Raw genomic sequence first — 19849 nt, forward strand, 5'->3', positions numbered from 1 at the left:
GTCGAATGTTCTAGCGTGTAGAAGCAGGTATAGCCGACGGCAACGGAGGGCACCGATGGATCATCGTACAAAAGGTTTCACGCTGATCGAATTGCTGATCACGCTCGCCGTGTTTCTGATCCTGATCAGCCTGGCTGTTCCGGCGTTTACCCGCTCGGTGCAAAGCACCAAGGCCGACACCGAGATCGGCGACCTGCAACGCGCGCTCAATTTCGCCCGGCTTGAGGCGATTGACCGGGGCCTCACCACTCGTGTTCGCCCGACAGCCGGCGGCAGTGTCTGGACCGGCGAGCTGACCGTTTATGACGGTACTGGCAATCCGGCTAATGTATTGCGGGTTGTTCCAGCGATGAGCAGTGGTGCAACTCTGACGCTAACCTCAGGCGTGACCGCTATCGATTTCAACAATCTGGGCGGTTTGTCGGCGCCGTCCACGGCCGTCGTGATTAGTTATGTACTGGGGGCACAGAGCCGGACGCTGAATGTGTGTTTGAACGGGCGAATTCTATTGGGTGGAAGTTGCGGATGAGGGACTGGAGCAAGCGCGCACAGGAGGGCATGACGCTGATCGAGGTATTGGTCGCGTTGTTGGTTCTGGCCGTGGGGTTATTGGGCGCGGCGGCGATTCAGCTCAATGCGCTGAAATACACCGACAGCTCGCGGATGACCAGCCAGGCGAGTTTTATCGCCTACGACATGATGGACCGCATTCGTGCCAACTCCGGCGCCGATTACACCGTCACGCCACCGACCTCCGGCAACCTGAGCGTGGCCCGGGATCAGGACCTTTACGACTTCACCAGCAACATCGTCAGTTTCGGCGGCGCCACGGCGACCGGCAGCATTACCCGCAACCAGCGGGTATACACCATCACCATTACCTGGGACGACTCACGGGCCGCCAATACTGCCGACTCGCGCCGCAGCTTCGTCCTTACCAGTCGTGCCACCGTCGACCCGGCGACGACACCATGATCAGAGCCAGCAAAGGTTTCGGCCTGATCGAGTTACTGATCGCCCTGGCGTTGAGTCTGGTCGTGGTTCTTGGCGTGGCGCAGATCTTCATCGCCGCTAAAAATACCTACGTCAGCCAGAGCACTGCCGCCGGCATGCAGGAAGATGCACGGTTCGTCCTGAGCAAGATGATTCAGGAAATCCGCATGGTCGGCATGTTCGGTTGCCTGGGCACGATTATCGATGCCAGTTCGGCAGGGAGTTTCAATGCCAGTCAGATCACGCCAATCAGTTGGGATAATGCCAACCTCAAATTAACGCTTGTCACCGCCGATGTCGGCGGCAGTGGCGGGACGCCGACCTGGACGGTCATTTCGGACTGTCGTAACACTGCAACGGCCCACTCCGGTCTACGAACGACCCCATCCGGGCAGTTGGCATTTCCGATCCGACGGCTGATCTACAGCTTCAGTAACAACCAACTGCTGATGGGCTCTGGTGTGGGCACGCCGACGCAGCAAGTGCTGGTGAACAATGTCAGCGAGTTCAAGGTGAGCTTCGGCCTCGCCAGCTCTGCCACGGATACGGCCGCCTCCAGCTATAGCAGCAACCCGTCCGATCCGGCACGGATCCGCAGTGTGCGACTGACCCTGACACTGAGCGACCCGAACCACCGGGTCAGCGATCAAACCTTCAACGTGGTTGCCGCCTTGCGCAACCGGTTGCCATGAGGGGAGGGCCGATGAATATTTCTCCCATGATCCCTCACTCCCAGCGCGGCATGGCGCTGTTGGTCAGCCTGGTGTTTCTTCTGGTGCTGACGTTGATCGGGCTTTCATCAATGCAGAGCGCTACGTTGCAGGAAAAAATGGCCGGCAGCGTGATCCTGCGTAACCAGTCGTTCCAGGGCGCGGAAGCGGCATTGCGTATCGGCGAAAGCGCGGTGCAACTGGACACCTATTCATTGCCGGTTTGCAGCGGTACCAGCCAATGTGCGCCGCCGGCCGAGGCGTCGGTCATTACCGCCGCCGGGTTCAACTCCACCTCGGGAGTGACCTGGATCGCCGCCGGCAGCGGCTTTTACGGGGTGCAGAACATTGGCACCACCCTGACGGCCGTGAATGTACCGAGCAACACGTCGGCAACGCTATACCGGGTGACCGCCGTGGGCATCGCGGGCAATTCGCGCAGTGTGGTGGAGAGTATCTATGCGAAGTACTGAGACCCGCCCAGGCTGGCGCCGCTGGTTATTGCAGCTGTTCTGCGGCTCGGCATCGAGCCTTTATCTGGCGGCGCCGGCTTACGCCTTCACACCCTCGGATTCGCCGCTGTTGAACGCCGCCGCCGTGGCGCCCAATGTGATGCTGTTACTCGACGACTCGAAGAGTATGAACAGCATTATCTGGGCGGCAGGCTTCGATCCGATGGTCGCACGTCCCCCGGTAACTATTTGCCTCTCCAATGGTTCGTGCGACAAAGGCCGCGAACTTGACATGACCGATGACAATATTGCTCTGTCGAGTTTGACGCACGGAACATGTACAAAGGATGGATGGTACGGTTTTTATAAAAACAGCCTTCTCGGTCTGGATTCACTTTGCCTGAAGCTTCCCGATCCGGTGGGACGCGAAGACACGCTCTATTCGGCGAAATACTTGTCGTACCTGATCAGCCTGGCCAACAACTCCGACCGGGATTTCACCGATGGTTCGATTCCCAATGATTACCGGATGAACGTGGCGCGCAATGTTTCCAAGACGTTGGTGGCCAGCAACCGCTCGCTGCGCATTGGTCTGTCGACGTTTAACCTGGCGGTTGGCAACCATAAGAATGACGGCGGCTACATCGTCCGTTCGATCAGTGATTTGATGGCCGTCAGCGGCTCCGTGACCCAGGCTCAGGCCGATACCAACTACAACGAGTTGATCGCCGGAATCGACGAATTGAGCGCGCAGGCCAATACGCCCTTGGCTGAAGCCTATTACGAGATCACCCGTTATTTTCGTGGTATGACGCCGTACAACAACGCGAGGCCCACCACCTACACCAGTCCGATTCAGTATCGCTGTCAGAGAAATTACGGCGTGGTAATCACTGGTGGTTTGCCGACCTTCGACCAAACCTTTCCGACTGACGATCCACTCGGTGGCGGCGCACTACCGAACTGGGACGGTATCAGCAGTAACGATGGCGCCGATCGTTTCGGCGACAATGAGGGCGATACCCTGTTCCTGGATGACATCGCCAAGTTCGCTTTCGACATCGACATGCGCTCCACGGGAACCGATGCCACGGGCAAAAGCTGGAATGCCCCGGATTTTTCAAAACAAAACATGAATACCTATACCCTGGGTTTCACTGCGGCAAACCAGATGCTGGCGGACGCCGCGACCTACGGGCAGGGCAAGTATTACCAGGCGATCGACGGTGCCGAGCTCAACAGCGCATTGTCTTCAGCCCTGAGCGACATCACCGCCAAGGCCGGCTCTGGCGGCAGCGGTGTGGCCAATGGCACGACTTTGACCAGCAGTTCCAGCTACTTCCAGACCAGCTACGACCCCAAGGACTGGCGCGGCACGATCAAGTCTTTTGGTTTCACCTCGGCGGGCGCGGTGAACACGGCTGCGGCGCTGTGGACGACCGATACCACCATCGTGCCCGGTGCTACAGCGCCGACCTACCAGTCCTGGAATACCCTGACCAACGCCGTCGTTACCTTGGCCTATAGCAATTTCTCTGCGCAGCAGCAGGCTTCTCTAAGCCAGAGCCTGCCCGTCGGTATTACCGGCAGCGATCTGGTGGAGTGGAGCAAGGGCACCAACAAAAGCGGGTTGAGAGCGCGCAGTGTATTGCTTGGCGATATCATCAATTCGCCTCTGGTACTGGCTGCACCCACGGACCAAACCGCGTCCGATCTGGTGGGCGACACCACCTACAGCACTTACCTCGCCACCAAAGCCGCCAATATGAACTCCAGCCTGGTGGTGAACGCCAACGACGGTTTTGTAAACGTTATCAACTCGACCAACGGTGTCAGACGGTACGGCTACATGCCCTCCAGCGGGCTGCCATCTTTGCGCTACATTGCTGATCCCACTTACATCAACGGTGTGAGCCACAAATATCTGGTCGACGGTCAGGTCGGCGTGTTCGATGCCCAACTCGACAGTGCCTGGAAAACCCTGGCGATTGGTGGAACAGGGGCGGGCGGCAAAACTTTCTATGCACTGCAGCTGTTCGACGCCTCGGCCGGTAATGTGACTAACGCGTTGTGGGAAATCAGTGCGCCGGTCACGAACAGTACGACAAACGTTTTCAATGATCTGGGTTATGCCTATGCGCGCCCTGAAGTGGCACGCTTGGCCGATGGTCGCTGGGCCGCGTTTATCTCCAATGGCTATGGCAGCAACTCCGGGGTGGCTGCGCTGTATGTGGTGGATATCCGCGACGGCTCGCTGATCAAGAAAATCGTGGTCGACAGCACAGAAACCAATAACGGTCTGTCGTCGGTGAAGCTGAGGGTCAACTCGCAGAATGTGGTGCAGGCTGCCTATGGTGGCGACTTGAAAGGGCGGTTGTGGAAGTTCGATTTGAGCGGCACCACCACCGACACCTGGGGTGTGGCGTTTTCCGGCAAGCCGTTGTTCACCACGGCGGGCGGCGCGACTCAGCCGATCACGGTACAACCCTTGCTCGCCGATCACGCATCGGGCGGCAAGCAAGTGTTTTTCGGCACCGGCAAACTCAATGAGGCCGCCGACAAGACCAACAAGGATCTACAGGCGTTCTACGCGGTATGGGATGCGGAGGGGGGCGCGGGGCAAATCACCGCTTCCAGCCTGCAGGCACAGGCGGTGACCGGCGTGTTCTCTGACAGCAGCGGGCAATTCATCACCACCAGTCAGAATGAGGTGAGCTACCCGGCAAAGAAAGGCTGGTACTTGCCGCTGGTCTACAACAACGTACTGACCGGGGAGCGGGTGATCAATCAGGCCCGTCTGGTGGCGGAGCGAATCGTTTTTACCACGGCCAGTATGGATACCATTGACCCCTGTGCCGGCTTCGGCACAGGCAAACTGGTCGAACTCGATGCGTTCAGCGGTAAGATGCTCAACTATGCGGTGCTCGACACCAATGCCGACGGGGTGGTCGACAGCACTGACACGATTTCCAGCGGGGTAATTTTCACCGGTGGTATCCCGACCCTGAACGCGGTCGTCAATGACGCAACCCGCAAGGTTGTAAACGACTCCGGTGGTGGCGTGACCACACTGGTGGAAAAATCCGGTGGCGGCAGCGGCCGTCGCATCATGTGGCGACAAATACAGTAAGTGAGAGTTGAGGCATGCGCAGATCCAATCGAGGTTTTACCCTGATCGAAATCATGATTGTGATTGCGATCATCGGGATCGTCATCACCATTGGCTATCCAAGCCTCACCGAGTATGTAAAAAAGGGCCACCGTACTGAGGTGGCCGGTCTGCTTTCCGAGCAGGCACACATCCTTGAGCGCTTTTATTCGAAGAATAATGTCTACACCAATGCCACCGGTCTGAGCGCTGGGAATGATTTCTATACCATCACCCCGACCTTGACCGATCAGACCTTCCTGCTGACAGCAACACGCAAGGCCGGTTCGACCATGGCGAGCGACAAGTGCGGTGATTTCACCCTCACCAATACCGGTGTCAGAAGCATGGTCAATGCCACGTCCGGCCTGGCCACCAAGGACTGCTGGGGTCGCTGAGTTTATTTTTTCGGGCGCCTTTTACGCCCTCTGTCTATTGAACGGTTGGATCAGAACATGAGCAGGCAACAGCAAGTGGTGATTGTCGGCGGCGGCGTGATTGGCCTGCTGACGGCGTTCAATCTCGCGTCCGAAGTACAGAGCGTCGTGCTGCTGGACCGCTCGAATGTCGGTCAGGAGTCGTCCTGGGCCGGTGGCGGGATCGTTTCGCCCCTCTATCCGTGGCGCTACAGCCCGGCGGTCACTGCGCTAGCTCATTGGTCCCAGGATTTTTATCCACAGCTGGCGAAACGTCTGTTCGCTGCCACCGGCGTCGATCCTGAAGTGCACACCACCGGATTGTACTGGCTGGACCTGGATGACGAAGCCGAAGCGCTCGCCTGGGCCAAACGGGAAAACCGTCCGCTGCGGGCTGTGGATATCTCTGCGGCACATGATGCGGTGCCGGTATTGGGCGCCGGTTTTTCCCGGGCGATCTATATGGCCGATGTGGCCAATGTGCGCAATCCACGGCTGGTGAAATCCCTCAAGGCCGCCTTGCTGGCGCTGCCGAACGTGACGATTCATGAGCAGTGCGAGGTCAGCGGGTTTATCCGTGAAGGTGCCAGGGTGGTCGGCGTACAGACCTCGACGGGCGCCATTGCGGGGGATCAGGTGGTTTTGACGGCGGGGGCTTGGAGCGGAGACTTGCTGAAAGGCCTGGGCCTGGAGCTGCCCGTCGAGCCGGTCAAAGGCCAGATGATTCTCTACAAGTGCGCGGCGGACTTCCTTCCAAGCATGGTCCTGGCCAAAGGGCGTTATGCCATTCCTCGGCGTGACGGGCACATTCTGATCGGCAGTACGCTGGAGCATGAAGGCTTCGACAAGACGCCGACCGACACCGCGCTCGAAAGCCTGAAGGCCTCGGCGGTGGAGTTGATTCCGGCGCTGGCGGATGCCGAGGTGGTGGGGCATTGGGCCGGGTTGCGGCCGGGGTCGCCGGAGGGAATTCCCTATATCGGTCGGGTGCCGGAGTTTGACGGGCTCTGGCTCAACTGCGGGCACTACCGAAACGGCTTGGTGCTGGCGCCGGCGTCGTGTCAGTTATTTGCGGATGTGATGCTGGGTCGGGCACCGATTATCGATCCTGCGCCGTATGCACCGGCCGGGCGTATTTGACAGAAGATCAAAAGATCGCAGCCTTCGGCAGCTCCTACGTTGAATTGGCCGCGAACACCGAATCTGTAGTAGCTGCCGAAGGCTGCGATCTTTTTAATCCAGCCCCAATTTCTTGAGCCTGTAACGCATCGAGCGAAACGACAGATTCAACCGCTGAGCCGCCGCCGTGCGGTTCCAGCGGGTTTCTTCCAGGGCCTGGAGGATGAGTTTGCGTTCGACATTTTCCAGATAGGCTTCCAGGTTGTCGATCTGCGTCAGGTCTGGCACATCGCCGTCCGGGTTGCAGTTGCCTTCGGCCAGCCGCAGGTCGCTGGCATCAATTTGTTTGTTCTCGCACAAGGTGTGCGCCCGCTCAAGCATGTTCTCCAATTCCCGCACGTTTCCCGGGAAGCGATAGTTTTTCAGTGCATCGAGGGCTTGCGGATGGAGTTTTGCCGCGGGTTGGCCAGTGCCAGTCGCCAGTCGCTTGAGCATATTGTTGGCCAGAAGCTCAATGTCGTCGCGTCGTTCGCGCAAGGGCGGCACCCGCAATTCGATCACATTAAGGCGATAGTACAAGTCCTGGCGAAAGCGTTCGGCGGCGACTTCGGTATCGAGATCTTTGTGGGTGGCGCAGAGAATGCGCACATCCACCACGGTTTCCTGCTGCCCACCGATACTGCGCACGGCTTTCTCTTGAATGGCCCGTAAAAGTTTGACCTGCATCGCCAACGGCAGGTCTGCCACTTCATCGAGGAACAAAGTACCGCCATGGGCGGCCTGGAATAGCCCGGGTTTGTCTTCGATGGCACCGCTGAAACTGCCTTTGCGATGGCCGAAAAATTCGCTTTCCATCAATTCCGACGGGATCGCCCCGCAGTTCACCGGCACGAACGGTCGGCTGGCGCGTGGGCCCTGGTCGTGGATCAGTCGGGCGACCAGCTCCTTGCCGCTGCCAGACTCACCGCTGATGTACACCGGGGCCTGGCTGCGGGCGAGTTTGTCGATTTGTTGACGCAGACTGCGCATCGGCAGTGAGTCGCCCAGCAGCCGACGGTCGATGGCGCTGCTGGCACCGCCTGGTGCCGGCAGACTCAAAGCACTGGTGACCAGCTCGCGCAGGCGGGTGAGGTCGACCGGTTTGGTCAGAAAGTCGAAGGCGCCAGCCTTGAGGGCGTTGATTGCCGTTTCCAGGCTGCCATAGGCAGTAATCATCGCCACTGGCACTTGCGCATAGCGCTGCTGGATGTGCTGCACCAGCGCCAGGCCGGTGCCGTCGGGCAGGCGCATGTCGGTCAGGCACAAGTCGAATGTCTCCCGTGCCAGCAATGCTTGCGCTTCTGCGAGGTTGCGGGCACTAAAGGTGTCGAGTTTCATCCGTCCCAGGGTTATTTCCAGGAGTTCGCGGATATCCGGCTCATCGTCGACGATCAGGATTTTTTGCCGTGGGCTCATGTTCAACTTTGTTTCCGTCCGTGAGCAAAGGTGATGCGAAAGCAGCCGCCGCCTTGGCGTGGTTTGAAGTCTAGGCGGGCTTGATTGCTTTCGCACAGCTCACGGGACAGATAAAGCCCCAGGCCAGTGCCCTGGCTGCTGGTGGTGAAGAACGGTTCGAACAAATGCGAACGCTGGTCTGGCGCCACGCCGGGGCCATCGTCCAGAACTTCAAGGGTCGGCAGCTGGCTGTCCGGGTCAATGAACAATTCGAGCCAGACCTGCGCCTGATCATGGTTCAGGGCGCTATGGCGCCAGGCATTGCGCAACAGATTGTCGAGAATTTGCGTCAGCTGATTTGGATCCATCAGGGTTTTGAAGTCCCCGGCGCCGATTCGCAGGTGAACGTGCTGACGCTCGATCGCCCCCTCGCGGGTTTCGGCCACGAAGTGCTTCAGCCATGGCCGCAAATCCAGCCGTTGGGGCACGGTTTGCTGGCGACGGGACAGTTGCAGGACGTTTTCGATTACCCGATTCATTCGCTGAGAGTGGTCTTGAATAATCTGCGTCAGACGCCGATCCGCGCCGTTCAGTTCCTCGGATTCCTGCAGTAACTGCGCGGCATGACTAATGGCGCCTAGTGGATTGCGGATTTCATGGGCTATACCGGCAGTCAGGCGGCCGAGGGCGGCGAGTTTAAGTTGCTGGGCCTGCTGGGCGATTTGGGCCAGGTCTTCGAGAAAAACCAGCGTCTGGTGGTGCGGGCTTTGGTCCAGGGCAATGAAGCTCGGTTGCAGCTCCAGGCCATTGCTGGCGATTTTCAGGCTTTGCGGGCGCAAAGTCGGATTGTTGAACCACAGTTGGAGTCGTTCGACCAACGGCATCGAATGGTCGTCGATCAGTTGACCATTGAGTTTTTCCTGCCCCAGCAAGGTCAAGGCGCTGTGATTGGCCAGTTGCACACGCCGTTGGTCGTCGAGCACCAGAATGCCCGTGCGCATACGTTGCAGGATCAGTGCGTTGAGGGCCTCGAGGCTGAGCACTTCGCTGGCCCGTTGCTCGGCCAGGGTTTCGCTGACTTCCAGCCTTCGGATCAAGCCTTGCACCAACAATGCTGCGGCAAAACACAGGGCGCCGAGCATGCCGATTTGCAGGTAATCGTTGGGGCTGATGGGGTGGCTGAAGCTCAGAAGGAAGCTCAAACCCACGATGCCGAGGGCGCCAACGGCCGCAATCAGCAGGCCGATGCGCCCGCGCAGCAGGGTATTGCTGATGACCACCGACACGATCAACAGGTTGCCGATGGCGCTGGGCATGCCGCCAGCGGCATAGAACAGGCCGCACAGCAGCAGGACATCCACCAGCGCCAGGCTGAACAACTGCGCCGGGCGCCGGGTGTTCCCCTGAAAGACCACCAGCAGGATATTCAGCACCAAGTACAACCAGCTGCCGTTGCGCAGCAGGTCGTCATGGGCGAACGTCAGCAACTGATTGTCCATGTTGCTGGAGATCAACAGCACCAAGGTGATGCCGATGCTTAAACGGTAGAGGTGATAGAGGCGCAGCAATCGCTGGGCCCGTTTGGTGCCGGGACTGGAAGTCTCAGCGATCACTGGAACCCGGGCCTTGCTCAAGGTGAGCCTGGCTGCAATACCACTGTTGTTCAAGTTTGAGCGCGCGGTCGCGGGGCAGATGTACGCCGCAATGAGCGCAACGGACCATGGGTGGAGCATCTTGCTCTCGCGGCATGTCGGCACCCGAAACCGGCGCCTTGAATTTGCGCCAGAGCCATATCGCAGCGGCAATCAGGGCGATCCAGAATAATAAACGAAGCATGGTGAGCTGCTTTTTGACTAGTGAATTGGCAGTTTAGCCAAGGACATGGCAGGCGCACAGTGCAATTGAAGAGCGGAAATAAAAAAGGGCAGCTGCAAAAGCAGCTGCCCTACAGGAGGAAGCGTTACCAACCCTTTTGACTACTCGGGTTTGAAGCCAGATTTGCCGTTGGCCGCTCGCCAGTCTTTCACTTTTTTGATGATGGCTTCAGGTGTTGCGTCTTCGTCGGAGTCTGCGTAGTAAATCAGGTCGGAACCGTCTGGATGCTCCGTCAGCTTTTCAAATAAGAGTACAGCCTCTATTTGATCTTTTTCAGTCGGGTACTCCGATTTGCAAATTTCGGTTAAAAATTCAAGAAATTCCTCTTCGGTATAATCGGAAATACTAGTAGTGCTCATGTTAATTCCCTCCTTTGTGCAACTCAGAATGGCGTTTTGGTGTGACAATCCGGATGTTATCTATGCCGTAAACATCACCACCTTTAGAAACACGGTTCACATGGTGTAATTCAAATTTTACCTGGCCACCCAGCCTGTCGTTTTTTCGCGTAAAAGGGGCTCTTCCGTTTTTCATTTCTTCAATATTGTTGGCAGTAAACTGTTTGGCTAAATCAGGATCGTCAATTGCAGCTCTCCAGAGAGTCTCTCTAAACGCCCTAAAGCTTGAAAAATCCCGTCCTCGGAGTTTATCCGCTATCTGCTTCGGGATGGCTGCACCTTCTCCTTGTGAGGCAACTCCCAGCCAAACACCTGAAACCGCCTCCCCATAACCACTGGCCATACCCGGCTCATTACGCCGATCCCTGAACATCGTGTAGACAGGCGGCATTCCCGACTCAGCCGGAAACACCGTGATGAAACCCCCAAAACTGTAGAGATCCAGCTCCGGGAACGTATCGATCCTTCCTTCGAGAGCGGTCACGGTAGTGCCGTCGTAAACGGCGACGTTCAGCTCGCTCGCCGGGAGGGAGGTTGACGCGTTGTTCGGCTTGACTATCGGCGTCCAGGTCATGCCGATGGACGGGGCATCCGGGGTGTAGGACCGGTAAACGTTCAGTGTCGGGTCGAGCGTCGCGAGCCGCACCGGCACTTTGGAAGGCACTGTCGTGCCGTTGGTCGCCGTAACAAAAAACTCGGTGGTGTTGCCCACCGTCCTCGAACCCATCGCGACCGGCAGTTCGATGTCTCCATTGGCTTCGGCGATGGCATATAAGTCTTGGGGGGCGTCGGCCACGAGATCCGAGAGCGGGACGCTCAAGGCATGAAGATCGTCAGGCTCGTATTCCGAGAGCGAGAGGCTCCAGTTATGGAGGTCATCCGGCACCAGATCCGAAAGCGGCGGGATGCTCATTTCGCGCCGATCACTGTTACCCAGTGGCGAGGGGAACAGCAGTGCGGCGAACCCGACCATTACCGCGCCTGCCGACGCGATACCCGCCGCCATCACGGTGGCTACTGCGCTTTGCAGCGCGGCCCTGACTGCCTGGGTAGTGGCTGGATGGGTGGCGAGACGACCCGATGCCAAGGTAAACACCGGACCCCCTGCCACAGCCGATCCCGACACGGGGAATGGGCGATCGGCTCTGGCTGCGTCCATGGCCGCGAAAAATGCACTCAGTTCTTTGAGCTGGGCGTCCGCTTCCGCACGCCTTTTTTCGGCCGCCTCCTCTTGCTCTTTCGCCTCTTGGGCTTTGCGAGCCTTTTCCTCGGCTACGCGTTTGGCTTCAGCCAATGCAGCCAAGCGGGCTTGCTCTTGAGCCTGGGCCAGAGCTTCAGCTTCCGCCCTGATGCGTGCCTGTTCCGCAGCGATGCGTTGTGCTTGCTGTTCCGCTGCGATTCGCGCCTGTTCAGCGGCCTGCAACGCAGCGAGGGTCTGCTGTAGATTGATGCTTCGCTGATTGAGCGAATGGATGGTTTGGAGCAATAGCCTTGCGTCATGTGCAGCCCTGTAAGATGTGTTCCACGCCTGCATGGCAACGCCGTTCGGACGGACAGGCGACTCTATAGTCTTGGCTTTCCGGGGGAACTCCGCTAATGGTCTGCCGATTGGGTCGTAGCCATAAAAGCTATTGGCTATTGCCGTTTTGTTATCAAATTCAGCTCTCTTGCGGGCCCAAAGTCTGTTAAGTACCCCCAATTCGCGAATGATTCCCTCTATAGGGGGGACAGGGTTGGTTGGACCCTCGGTTCTCGTGGCGGCCAGTTCATTTTCAATGGTTTGTGGTAATTGGTTGGACCGGATTTGATACTCTTCTGCCAATGTTGTCGTGGTGCTTTTCAGGTTGCGAAAAATTTGCACGTGTCCTGGCTGAATGCCGAATTGCCCGCTGTGATTATTGGGTAACCTTGTTGTCGATGAAGCGTTAAATCCACCACCATTGAGATCCTTTCCTGGTTTTGGTTGTTTTCCAATATATGTGGTTGCTAAATCAATCCTGCCATGTTGTGGGGGACCTTGTTTTCCTGACATTGTTGATCTTCCTTGAGCATAATTAATAGGTGCTGCCCAATAAGATTACGTCAGGAAGTTTTAGGCTGGGTCCGAGACGCTTGTAGGCGATTTCCGACTTGGATGTACGTGATTTGTAATATTTTTATATGTGGAAAGAGGATTCTTTGTTTTACGTGGGAGATTTCTCTGAATGATCAGGTTTGCGTAAGTAAGGGGGGAAGCACGAAACGCGCCCATAAAAAAAGGCCGCTGCAAACGCAGCGGCCAAAGCAAGACGTTGGATCAAGGAGCAATAAATCAACGTCAGTGAATACAGGGCGATGAGTCGAAATAGCGCTTCAAATCATCTGGATTCTGTTGCCAAGCAGGGTAGAGCCATCATCCCCAACGCCTCATGCTTTCAGGTCGTTTGCCGTGAAAGCCCGGCAAGAATAAGGGCTTGAGCGCAAAGGAAAAATAGCGATTCCAGACATGAATTGTTGCAGGCTAGGCAACAGTCGCAGGCTGACCCCTGTAGCAGCTGCTGCGTTCGGCTGCGAAGCAGTCGTAAACCCTGAATCCCACTGTTACCCAGTGGCGAGGGTAACAGTGCGGCGAACCTGATCATCACCGCGCTTGCCGACGCGGTACCCGCCGCAATCACGGCGGCTACTGCGCTTTGCAGCGCGCCCCTGATTGCCTGGTTAGTGGCTGGATGGGTGGCGAGACGGCCCGTTGCCAAGGTGAACACCGGGCCAAATGCCACAGCCGATCCCAATACCGGAAATGGTCGATTGGCTCTGGCTGCGTCCAAGGGCGCGAAAAATGCAAATTGTCCCGACTGCCGGCTGGAAGCCGAAATGTCCGCTGTTAGGGTAGTGTGGTGAACTGGCGGGTACGGGGTGTACGCCCGGAGGCGCTATTGCTGGTGGTATGCACAGCTTGAGTCAATACCATGGTGGAGGTTTTTGCATATTCATATCCTTTTGAATGTGCGTGCGTTGTATTCAGACACTATTTTTAGTGAGCGATTGTTTTACGCCATTTAACGTTACAGCAGAAGCCGCAGGGATGAGTCTGAGAGGGTAGTAAGGAGTTACATATAGAAGAGAGGGAAGTTTCTGTGAGGCATAAATAAGGCAGAATGTTCGTTCGCATAAAAAGACGTTTCCTATGCTGTTGCAGGAAAGGTCTTTCAAGGGTGTCTTCAACAGCAAAGGGGCGTGATCGCTACAAAACCACCGCCCATAAAAAAGGAGACCCGAAAGTCTCCCTTTTATGCATAACCTGGTATGTCAGTCGAACACGCCGAAAGTCATGTAGCTGAACCAAGAGCGGTCGGTGCTGTTGGCTTCGGACTCGTGCTGCTCTTCTTCGATCACATCGCCGTCTTCATCTTTAGGCTTGAGCTCGTTCGGAATCGCGTCCTTGGCGTCCTGGAACTGTCGCTGCACGTCCTGGTTGGCGCGGGTTTCACCTGGCGGCAATGGCGGACGGGATTCGATCAGGCCCAGGGTGGCCTTGCTCAGCCATGAACGGTTGTCGGCTTCGTCCTTCGAAGGCACGAACTGACCGTCCACCAGGCTTGGGTGGTTCGGGTAGTTGAGCTTCAGGGTTTCGAGGGTGGTCGCGGCCAGTTCGTCCAGGTGCAGACGCTGGTAGGCTTCAGTCATCACTGCCAGGCCGTCACCGACCGAAGGCGTTTCCTGGAAGTTTTCCACCACGTAACGACCACGGTTCGCGGCGGCGACATAGGCCTGACGGGTCAGGTAGTAGTCGGCCACGTGAATCTCGTAGGACGCCAGCAGGTTGCGCAGGTAGATCATGCGCTGTTTGGCATCCGGCGAGTAGCGGCTGTTCGGGAAGCGGCTGGTCAGCTGGGCGAACTCGTTGTAGGAGTCGCGAGCCGCGCCCGGGTCACGCTTGGTCATGTCCAGCGGCAGGAAGCGCGCCAGCAGGCCGACGTCCTGGTCGAAAGAAGTCAGACCCTTGAGGTAGTAGGCGTAATCGACGTTCGGGTGCTGCGGGTGCAGGCGGATGAAACGCTCGGCGGCGGATTTTGCAGCCTCAGGCTCGGTGTTCTTGTAGTTGGCGTAGATGAGCTCGAGTTGAGCCTGATCGGCGTAACGACCGAACGGATAACGCGACTCCAGAGCCTTCAGCTTGGCAGTGGCGGCGGTGTAGCTATTGTTGTCCAGATCGTGCTGAGCCTGCTGGTACAGCTCGACTTCGCTCAGGTTTTCGTCTACGACTTCCTTCGATGAGCAAGCAGCGGTCAATGCGAGGATGGCGATCAGCAGCAGGTGTTTCACTTGCATGGCGGCTTGCGTCCCTATGACGGCCGCTGTCTTGGGCGGGGCCGTCCTGTTATGATGAGCGCCCCGTTGAAAAGCCTCGGGGCAAAAGACGCCGTATTTAACCACAAGCGCGCAGCCGAAACCAAAGGCTGTGCCGACGCCTAGTCTGAGCATGTCCGATAAAATTGAACTTCGCGCAGAGGTGCCGTCCGAATTGGGCGGCCAACGCCTCGATCAAGTCGCCGCACAATTATTCGCTGAGCACTCGCGCTCGCGCCTTTCCGCCTGGATCAAAGACGGCCGCCTGACTGTGGATGGGGCGGTTATTCGCCCGCGAGACATCGTTCACGGTGGCGCCATTCTTGAACTCACTGCCGAGCAGGAAGCTCAAGGCGAATGGATCGCTCAAGACATCGAGCTGGACATCGTCTATGAAGATGACGACATCCTGGTGATCAACAAGCCTGCGGGCCTGGTGGTGCACCCTGCCGCCGGCCACGCCGACGGCACCTTGCTCAACGCCTTGCTGCACCATGTGCCGGACATCATCAATGTGCCTCGCGCCGGTATCGTGCATCGTCTGGACAAGGACACCACTGGTCTAATGGTGGTGGCCAAGACCATTCAGGCGCAGACACAGCTTGTCACGCAACTGCAGAGCCGCAGCGTAAGCCGGATCTATGAGTGCATCGTGATCGGTGTGGTGACAGCCGGCGGCAAGATCAACGCGCCGATCGGTCGCCATGGCCAGCAACGCCAGCGCATGGCCGTGATGGAAGGTGGCAAGCAAGCCGTCAGCCATTACCGCGTGCTCGAGCGTTTCCGTTCCCACACGCACGTGCGGGTCAAGCTGGAAACCGGTCGTACGCACCAGATTCGCGTACACATGGCGCACATCAACTACCCGTTGGTCGGAGACCCTGCCTATGGCGGTCGTTTCCGAATTCCGCCGGCCGCCAGTGTGACCATGGTCGAATCCCTGAAGAATTTCCCGCGTCAGGCGCTGCATGCGCGGTTCCTGGAGCTGGATCATCCGACCACCGGTAAACGCATGAGCTGGGAATCGCCGCTGCCGGACGATTTCGTCTGGTTGCTGTCGCTGCTCAAGCAAGACCGCGAGGCGTTCATCGGATGAGTGACTGGCTGATTCCCGACTGGCCTGCGCCTGCCGGGGTCAAAGCCTGCGTCACTACCCGTGCGGGCGGCGTCAGTCTGGCGCCGTTCGACAGCCTCAACCTGGTCGATCACGTCGACGACAATCCCGAAGCCGTCGCCGAAAACCGCCGTCGCCTCACCGATCACTTCTCCATTCAACCGGCCTGGTTAAAGCAGGTTCACGGCATTGTCGTGGTCCATGCTGACCCAAGCCAGGCAGCCACTGCCGATGCCAGCTGGACGGCAACACCCGGTATCGCCTGCACCGCGATGACCGCTGATTGCTTGCCAGCGCTGTTCTGCGACCGTGCCGGCACCCGCGTCGCTGCCGCCCATGCCGGTTGGCGCGGGTTGGCGGCGGGTGTGCTGGAGGCGACGCTCGACAGTCTGGCCGTGCCGCCTGAAGACGTGCTGGTCTGGCTTGGCCCGGCCATTGGCCCACAAGCCTTTGAAGTCGGCCCGGAAGTGCGCGAAACCTTCGTCGAGCAATTGCCCGAAACCGCCAAAGCCTTTGTACCGAGCCAGAACGCCGGCAAGTTCATGGCCGACATCTATGAGCTGGCACGTTTGCGTCTGGCCGCTCGCGGGGTTACCGCTGTTTATGGTGGCGGTTTTTGCACCGTGACCGATCCTCGTTTCTTTTCTTACCGCCGTAGTCCACGCACTGGCCGGTTTGCCTCTTTGGTCTGGCTTGAACGCTAGACTTGTCTGATCTACATCAACATCACGACGCTTGAATCTCCCAGAATCGACCGCATCTATAGCGGTATCTGGCAGGTTTCTTCATTCAGGATGTTTATAGGTCCGGCCTGCTCAAAAGGAAGGTGACCCATGCGTATAGACCGTTTAACCAGCAAGTTGCAGTTAGCCTTGTCCGACGCCCAATCCCTGGCCGTCGGCCTCGATCATCCGGCCATTGAGCCGGCGCATTTGATGCAGGCCATGCTTGAACAGCAAGGTGGTTCGATCAAACCCCTGCTGATGCAAGTGGGTTTTGACGTCAACAGCTTGCGTAAGGAGCTGACCAAAGCCCTCGATCAGCTACCAAAAATCCAGAACCCGACCGGCGACGTGAATATGTCCCAGGATCTGGCGCGCCTGCTCAACCAGGCTGACCGCCTGGCCCAGCAGAAGGGTGACCAATTCATCTCCAGTGAACTGGTGCTGCTCGCCGCGATGGACGAGAACAGCAAACTCGGCAAATTGTTGCTGGGCCAGGGCGTGAGCAAAAAAGCCCTGGAAAATGCGATCAACAACCTGCGCGGCGGTGAGGCCGTCAATGACGCCAACCACGAAGAGTCACGCCAGGCGCTCGACAAATACACCATCGACCTGACCAAGCGCGCTGAAGAAGGCAAGCTTGATCCAGTGATCGGTCGTGACGACGAAATTCGCCGCACCATTCAGGTCCTGCAGCGCCGCACCAAGAACAACCCGGTGCTGATCGGTGAGCCTGGCGTGGGTAAAACCGCCATCGCCGAGGGGCTGGCCCAGCGCATCATCAACGGCGAAGTGCCGGATGGCCTGAGAGGCAAGCGTCTGTTGTCCCTGGACATGGGGGCTCTGATTGCCGGTGCCAAATACCGCGGCGAGTTCGAAGAACGCCTCAAGTCCCTGCTCAATGAACTGTCGAAGCAGGAAGGGCAGATCATTCTGTTCATCGACGAACTGCACACCATGGTCGGCGCCGGCAAGGGCGAAGGCTCGATGGATGCGGGCAACATGCTCAAACCGGCGTTGGCTCGTGGTGAGCTGCATTGCGTCGGCGCGACCACGCTCAACGAATACCGTCAATATATAGAAAAGGATGCGGCCCTCGAGCGGCGCTTCCAGAAAGTTCTGGTGGATGAGCCGAGCGAAGAAGACACCATCGCCATCCTGCGTGGCCTGAAAGAGCGCTACGAGGTTCACCACAAAGTGGCGATCACCGACGGTGCGATCATTGCCGCGGCCAAGCTCAGTCATCGCTACATCACCGACCGCCAGCTGCCGGACAAAGCCATCGACCTGATCGACGAAGCCGCCAGCCGCATCCGCATGGAGATCGACTCCAAGCCGGAAGTGCTGGACCGTCTGGAACGTCGTTTGATTCAGCTGAAGGTGGAATCCCAGGCGCTGAAGAAAGAAAGCGACGACGCGGCGAAGAAACGTCTGGAAAAACTGCAGGAAGAAATCGCCCGTCACGAGCGTGAGTATTCGGACCTCGAAGAAATCTGGAACTCGGAAAAAGCCGAAGTTCAGGGTTCGGCGCAGATCCAGCAGAAAATCGAACAATCCCGTCAGGAGCTGGAAGCCGCACGCCGTAAAGGCGACCTGAACCGCATGGCCGAGCTGCAATACGGGGTGATCCCGGACCTGGAGCGCAGCCTGCAAATGGTCGACCAGCACGGCAAAAGCGAAAACCAGTTGCTGCGCAGCAAGGTGACTGAAGAAGAAATCGCTGAAGTCGTGTCGAAATGGACCGGCATCCCCGTGGCGAAAATGCTCGAGGGCGAGCGCGAAAAACTGATGAAGATGGAGAGCCTGTTGCACCAGCGTGTGATCGGTCAGGACGAGGCGGTGATCGCTGTCTCCAACGCGGTGCGGCGTTCCCGCGCCGGGTTGTCCGACCCGAATCGCCCGAGCGGCTCGTTCATGTTCCTCGGCCCGACCGGTGTCGGTAAAACCGAGTTGTGCAAGGCGCTGGCCGAGTTCCTGTTCGATACCGAAGAGGCGATGGTGCGGATCGACATGTCCGAGTTCATGGAGAAGCATTCCGTGGCTCGACTGATCGGTGCGCCACCGGGTTACGTGGGCTATGAAGAGGGCGGTTACCTGACCGAGGCAGTGCGTCGCAAGCCTTATTCGGTGATCCTCCTGGACGAGGTCGAGAAGGCCCACCCGGATGTATTCAACATTTTGCTGCAAGTGCTCGAGGATGGTCGTTTGACCGACAGCCACGGCCGCACGGTGGATTTCAAGAACACCGTGATCGTCATGACCTCCAACCTCGGCTCGGTGCAGATCCAGGAGCTGATCGGGGATCGCGAGGCGCAGCGCGCAGCAGTGATGGATGCGATTTCCACGCACTTCCGGCCGGAGTTCATCAACCGGGTCGACGAAGTGGTGATTTTCGAGCCACTGGCTCGGGATCAGATCGCCGGCATTACCGAGATCCAGTTGGGTCGCCTGCGTAGCCGCCTGACTGAGCGCGAGCTGAAGCTTGAGCTGAGCCCGGAAGCGATGGACAAGCTGATCGCCGTCGGTTACGACCCTGTGTATGGCGCACGGCCGCTGAAACGGGCGATCCAGCGCTGGATCGAGAACCCGCTGGCACAGCTGATTCTGTCCGGTCGATACATGCCAGGCGAGACAGCCAAGGGCACCGTGGAAAACGACGAAATCGTTTTCGTCTGATTCCCGTCGGTAGCAAATAGAAAGAGGCCTCGCATTGTGAGGCCTTTTTTTCGCCAGGCTGTTGAACTCAAAGGAAAAGGCTTGTAAAGTGCGCCCCGCAGTAAGTCGCCCTGAAGGGTTTCTGCTCCCCAAGCAGAAATCTGAAATAAGTTGCAAATCATTAACTTGAAAGCAATTTAGGGGGTTGACAGAGGTGCTTAAGATTGTAGAATAGCGCGCCTCAGACACACGAACGCAGCGATGCGAACGGGTCGAAGAGGTGAAGCAAGCTTCACAGTTGTAAATTGAAATATGTAGTTCCGTGATAGCTCAGTCGGTAGAGCAAATGACTGTTAATCATTGGGTCCCAGGTTCGAGTCCTGGTCACGGAGCCAATTTCAAACCGGGGTATAGCGCAGTCCGGTAGCGCGCCTGCTTTGGGAGCAGGATGTCAGGAGTTCGAATCCCCTTACCCCGACCATTT

General features: G+C 57.9%; 16 protein-coding genes and 2 tRNA genes. 12 read left to right on the forward strand and 6 right to left on the reverse strand.

From position 1 onward, the window contains the following. Nucleotides 1-55: 55 nt before the first annotated feature. Genes ABH909_RS07775 through thiO form a run of 7 tightly spaced genes read left to right on the forward strand, consistent with a single transcriptional unit; the run spans nucleotide 56 to nucleotide 6859 of the window. Nucleotides 56-529, forward strand: a complete 474-nt coding sequence (locus ABH909_RS07775) for a GspH/FimT family pseudopilin (protein WP_008068412.1) — start codon at nucleotides 56-58, stop codon at nucleotides 527-529. Further along, a complete protein-coding gene (gene pilV, locus ABH909_RS07780; RefSeq protein WP_429431853.1) occupies nucleotides 526-975 on the forward strand; it encodes a type IV pilus modification protein PilV in 450 nt (149 codons plus the stop codon). Before ABH909_RS07775 ends, pilV begins: the two co-directional genes overlap by 4 nt. Next, nucleotides 972-1685 carry a PilW family protein gene (locus ABH909_RS07785; protein ID WP_429431856.1) on the forward strand — a complete coding sequence of 238 codons (714 nt, stop codon included), beginning with the start codon at nucleotides 972-974 and terminating at the stop codon, nucleotides 1683-1685. Before pilV ends, ABH909_RS07785 begins: the two co-directional genes overlap by 4 nt. 11 nt (nucleotides 1686-1696) lie before the next feature. Continuing rightward, a complete protein-coding gene (locus tag ABH909_RS07790; protein WP_429431859.1) occupies nucleotides 1697-2176 on the forward strand; it encodes a pilus assembly PilX family protein in 480 nt (159 codons plus the stop codon). Then, nucleotides 2163-5285, forward strand: coding sequence for a pilus assembly protein (locus ABH909_RS07795; protein ID WP_429431862.1), 3123 nt, complete (start codon nucleotides 2163-2165; stop codon nucleotides 5283-5285). Before ABH909_RS07790 ends, ABH909_RS07795 begins: the two co-directional genes overlap by 14 nt. Nucleotides 5286-5299: 14 nt before the next feature. Then, complete coding sequence (locus tag ABH909_RS07800; protein ID WP_429431864.1) at nucleotides 5300-5701, forward strand: type IV pilin protein; 402 nt, start codon at nucleotides 5300-5302, stop codon at nucleotides 5699-5701. A gap of 57 nt (nucleotides 5702-5758) precedes the next feature. Further along, the gene (gene thiO / locus ABH909_RS07805; RefSeq protein ID WP_429431867.1) at nucleotides 5759-6859 is read left to right on the forward strand and encodes a glycine oxidase ThiO; all 1101 of its coding nucleotides are present in this window, start codon (nucleotides 5759-5761) and stop codon (nucleotides 6857-6859) included. 93 nt (nucleotides 6860-6952) lie between these two features. On the opposite strand, the gene ABH909_RS07810 is transcribed toward thiO, so the two are convergent. From ABH909_RS07810 to ABH909_RS07835, 6 genes are all read right to left on the reverse strand, one after another. After that, a complete protein-coding gene (locus ABH909_RS07810) occupies nucleotides 6953-8293 on the reverse strand; it encodes a sigma-54-dependent transcriptional regulator (protein WP_429431870.1) in 1341 nt (446 codons plus the stop codon). A 2-nt stretch (nucleotides 8294-8295) separates the two neighbouring features. Continuing rightward, nucleotides 8296-9885, reverse strand: coding sequence for a sensor histidine kinase (locus ABH909_RS07815; protein WP_429431873.1), 1590 nt, complete (start codon nucleotides 9883-9885; stop codon nucleotides 8296-8298). Next, nucleotides 9875-10108 (reverse strand): PP0621 family protein, encoded by a 234-nt coding sequence (locus ABH909_RS07820; protein WP_429431876.1) that lies wholly within the window; start codon nucleotides 10106-10108, stop codon nucleotides 9875-9877. Before ABH909_RS07820 ends, ABH909_RS07815 begins: the two co-directional genes overlap by 11 nt. Nucleotides 10109-10248: 140 nt before the next feature. After that, a complete protein-coding gene (locus tag ABH909_RS07825; protein WP_429431878.1) occupies nucleotides 10249-10506 on the reverse strand; it encodes a bacteriocin immunity protein in 258 nt (85 codons plus the stop codon). Between the two features lies 1 nt (nucleotide 10507). Then, nucleotides 10508-12577, reverse strand: coding sequence for an S-type pyocin domain-containing protein (locus ABH909_RS07830; RefSeq protein WP_429431881.1), 2070 nt, complete (start codon nucleotides 12575-12577; stop codon nucleotides 10508-10510). Nucleotides 12578-13833: 1256 nt separating this feature from the next. Continuing rightward, nucleotides 13834-14856, reverse strand: coding sequence for an outer membrane protein assembly factor BamD (locus tag ABH909_RS07835; RefSeq protein WP_429431884.1), 1023 nt, complete (start codon nucleotides 14854-14856; stop codon nucleotides 13834-13836). Nucleotides 14857-15007: 151 nt separating this feature from the next. Between ABH909_RS07835 and rluD the strand changes: the two genes are divergently transcribed. From rluD to ABH909_RS07860, 5 genes are all read left to right on the forward strand, one after another. Continuing rightward, a complete protein-coding gene (gene rluD, locus ABH909_RS07840) occupies nucleotides 15008-15970 on the forward strand; it encodes a 23S rRNA pseudouridine(1911/1915/1917) synthase RluD (RefSeq protein WP_007901932.1) in 963 nt (320 codons plus the stop codon). Next, nucleotides 15967-16692: a peptidoglycan editing factor PgeF gene (pgeF, locus tag ABH909_RS07845; protein ID WP_429431888.1), complete on the forward strand. Its 726-nt coding sequence runs from the start codon at nucleotides 15967-15969 to the stop codon at nucleotides 16690-16692. The genes rluD and pgeF overlap by 4 nt, the downstream gene beginning before the upstream one ends. Nucleotides 16693-16821: 129 nt before the next feature. Beyond that, nucleotides 16822-19386, forward strand: coding sequence for an ATP-dependent chaperone ClpB (gene clpB / locus ABH909_RS07850; protein ID WP_429431891.1), 2565 nt, complete (start codon nucleotides 16822-16824; stop codon nucleotides 19384-19386). A 298-nt stretch (nucleotides 19387-19684) separates the two neighbouring features. Beyond that, nucleotides 19685-19760 (forward strand) — tRNA-Asn (locus tag ABH909_RS07855). A gap of 9 nt (nucleotides 19761-19769) precedes the next feature. Beyond that, nucleotides 19770-19846, forward strand: a tRNA-Pro gene (locus tag ABH909_RS07860). The last annotated feature ends 3 nt before the right edge of the window (nucleotides 19847-19849 follow it).

It is taken from the genome of Pseudomonas sp. BS3782 TE3695 (assembly GCF_050435305.1).
Lineage (GTDB): Bacteria > Pseudomonadota > Gammaproteobacteria > Pseudomonadales > Pseudomonadaceae > Aquipseudomonas.

Bases quoted from the DNA above. Each gene is read 5' to 3' on its own strand.
- rluD (WP_007901932.1), top strand. From the start codon at position 15,008: ATGTCCGATAAAATTGAACTTCGCGCAGAGGTGCCGTCCGAATTGGGC.
- ABH909_RS07830 (WP_429431881.1), bottom strand. From the start codon at position 12,577: ATGTCAGGAAAACAAGGTCCCCCACAACATGGCAGGATTGATTTAGCA.
- ABH909_RS07775 (WP_008068412.1), top strand. From the start codon at position 56: ATGGATCATCGTACAAAAGGTTTCACGCTGATCGAATTGCTGATCACG.
- ABH909_RS07825 (WP_429431878.1), bottom strand. From the start codon at position 10,506: ATGAGCACTACTAGTATTTCCGATTATACCGAAGAGGAATTTCTTGAA.
- ABH909_RS07800 (WP_429431864.1), top strand. From the start codon at position 5,300: ATGCGCAGATCCAATCGAGGTTTTACCCTGATCGAAATCATGATTGTG.
- ABH909_RS07810 (WP_429431870.1), bottom strand. From the start codon at position 8,293: ATGAGCCCACGGCAAAAAATCCTGATCGTCGACGATGAGCCGGATATC.
- pilV (WP_429431853.1), top strand. From the start codon at position 526: ATGAGGGACTGGAGCAAGCGCGCACAGGAGGGCATGACGCTGATCGAG.
- ABH909_RS07820 (WP_429431876.1), bottom strand. From the start codon at position 10,108: ATGCTTCGTTTATTATTCTGGATCGCCCTGATTGCCGCTGCGATATGG.
- clpB (WP_429431891.1), top strand. From the start codon at position 16,822: ATGCGTATAGACCGTTTAACCAGCAAGTTGCAGTTAGCCTTGTCCGAC.
- thiO (WP_429431867.1), top strand. From the start codon at position 5,759: ATGAGCAGGCAACAGCAAGTGGTGATTGTCGGCGGCGGCGTGATTGGC.
- ABH909_RS07795 (WP_429431862.1), top strand. From the start codon at position 2,163: ATGCGAAGTACTGAGACCCGCCCAGGCTGGCGCCGCTGGTTATTGCAG.
- ABH909_RS07835 (WP_429431884.1), bottom strand. From the start codon at position 14,856: ATGCAAGTGAAACACCTGCTGCTGATCGCCATCCTCGCATTGACCGCT.
- ABH909_RS07790 (WP_429431859.1), top strand. From the start codon at position 1,697: ATGAATATTTCTCCCATGATCCCTCACTCCCAGCGCGGCATGGCGCTG.
- ABH909_RS07785 (WP_429431856.1), top strand. From the start codon at position 972: ATGATCAGAGCCAGCAAAGGTTTCGGCCTGATCGAGTTACTGATCGCC.
- pgeF (WP_429431888.1), top strand. From the start codon at position 15,967: ATGAGTGACTGGCTGATTCCCGACTGGCCTGCGCCTGCCGGGGTCAAA.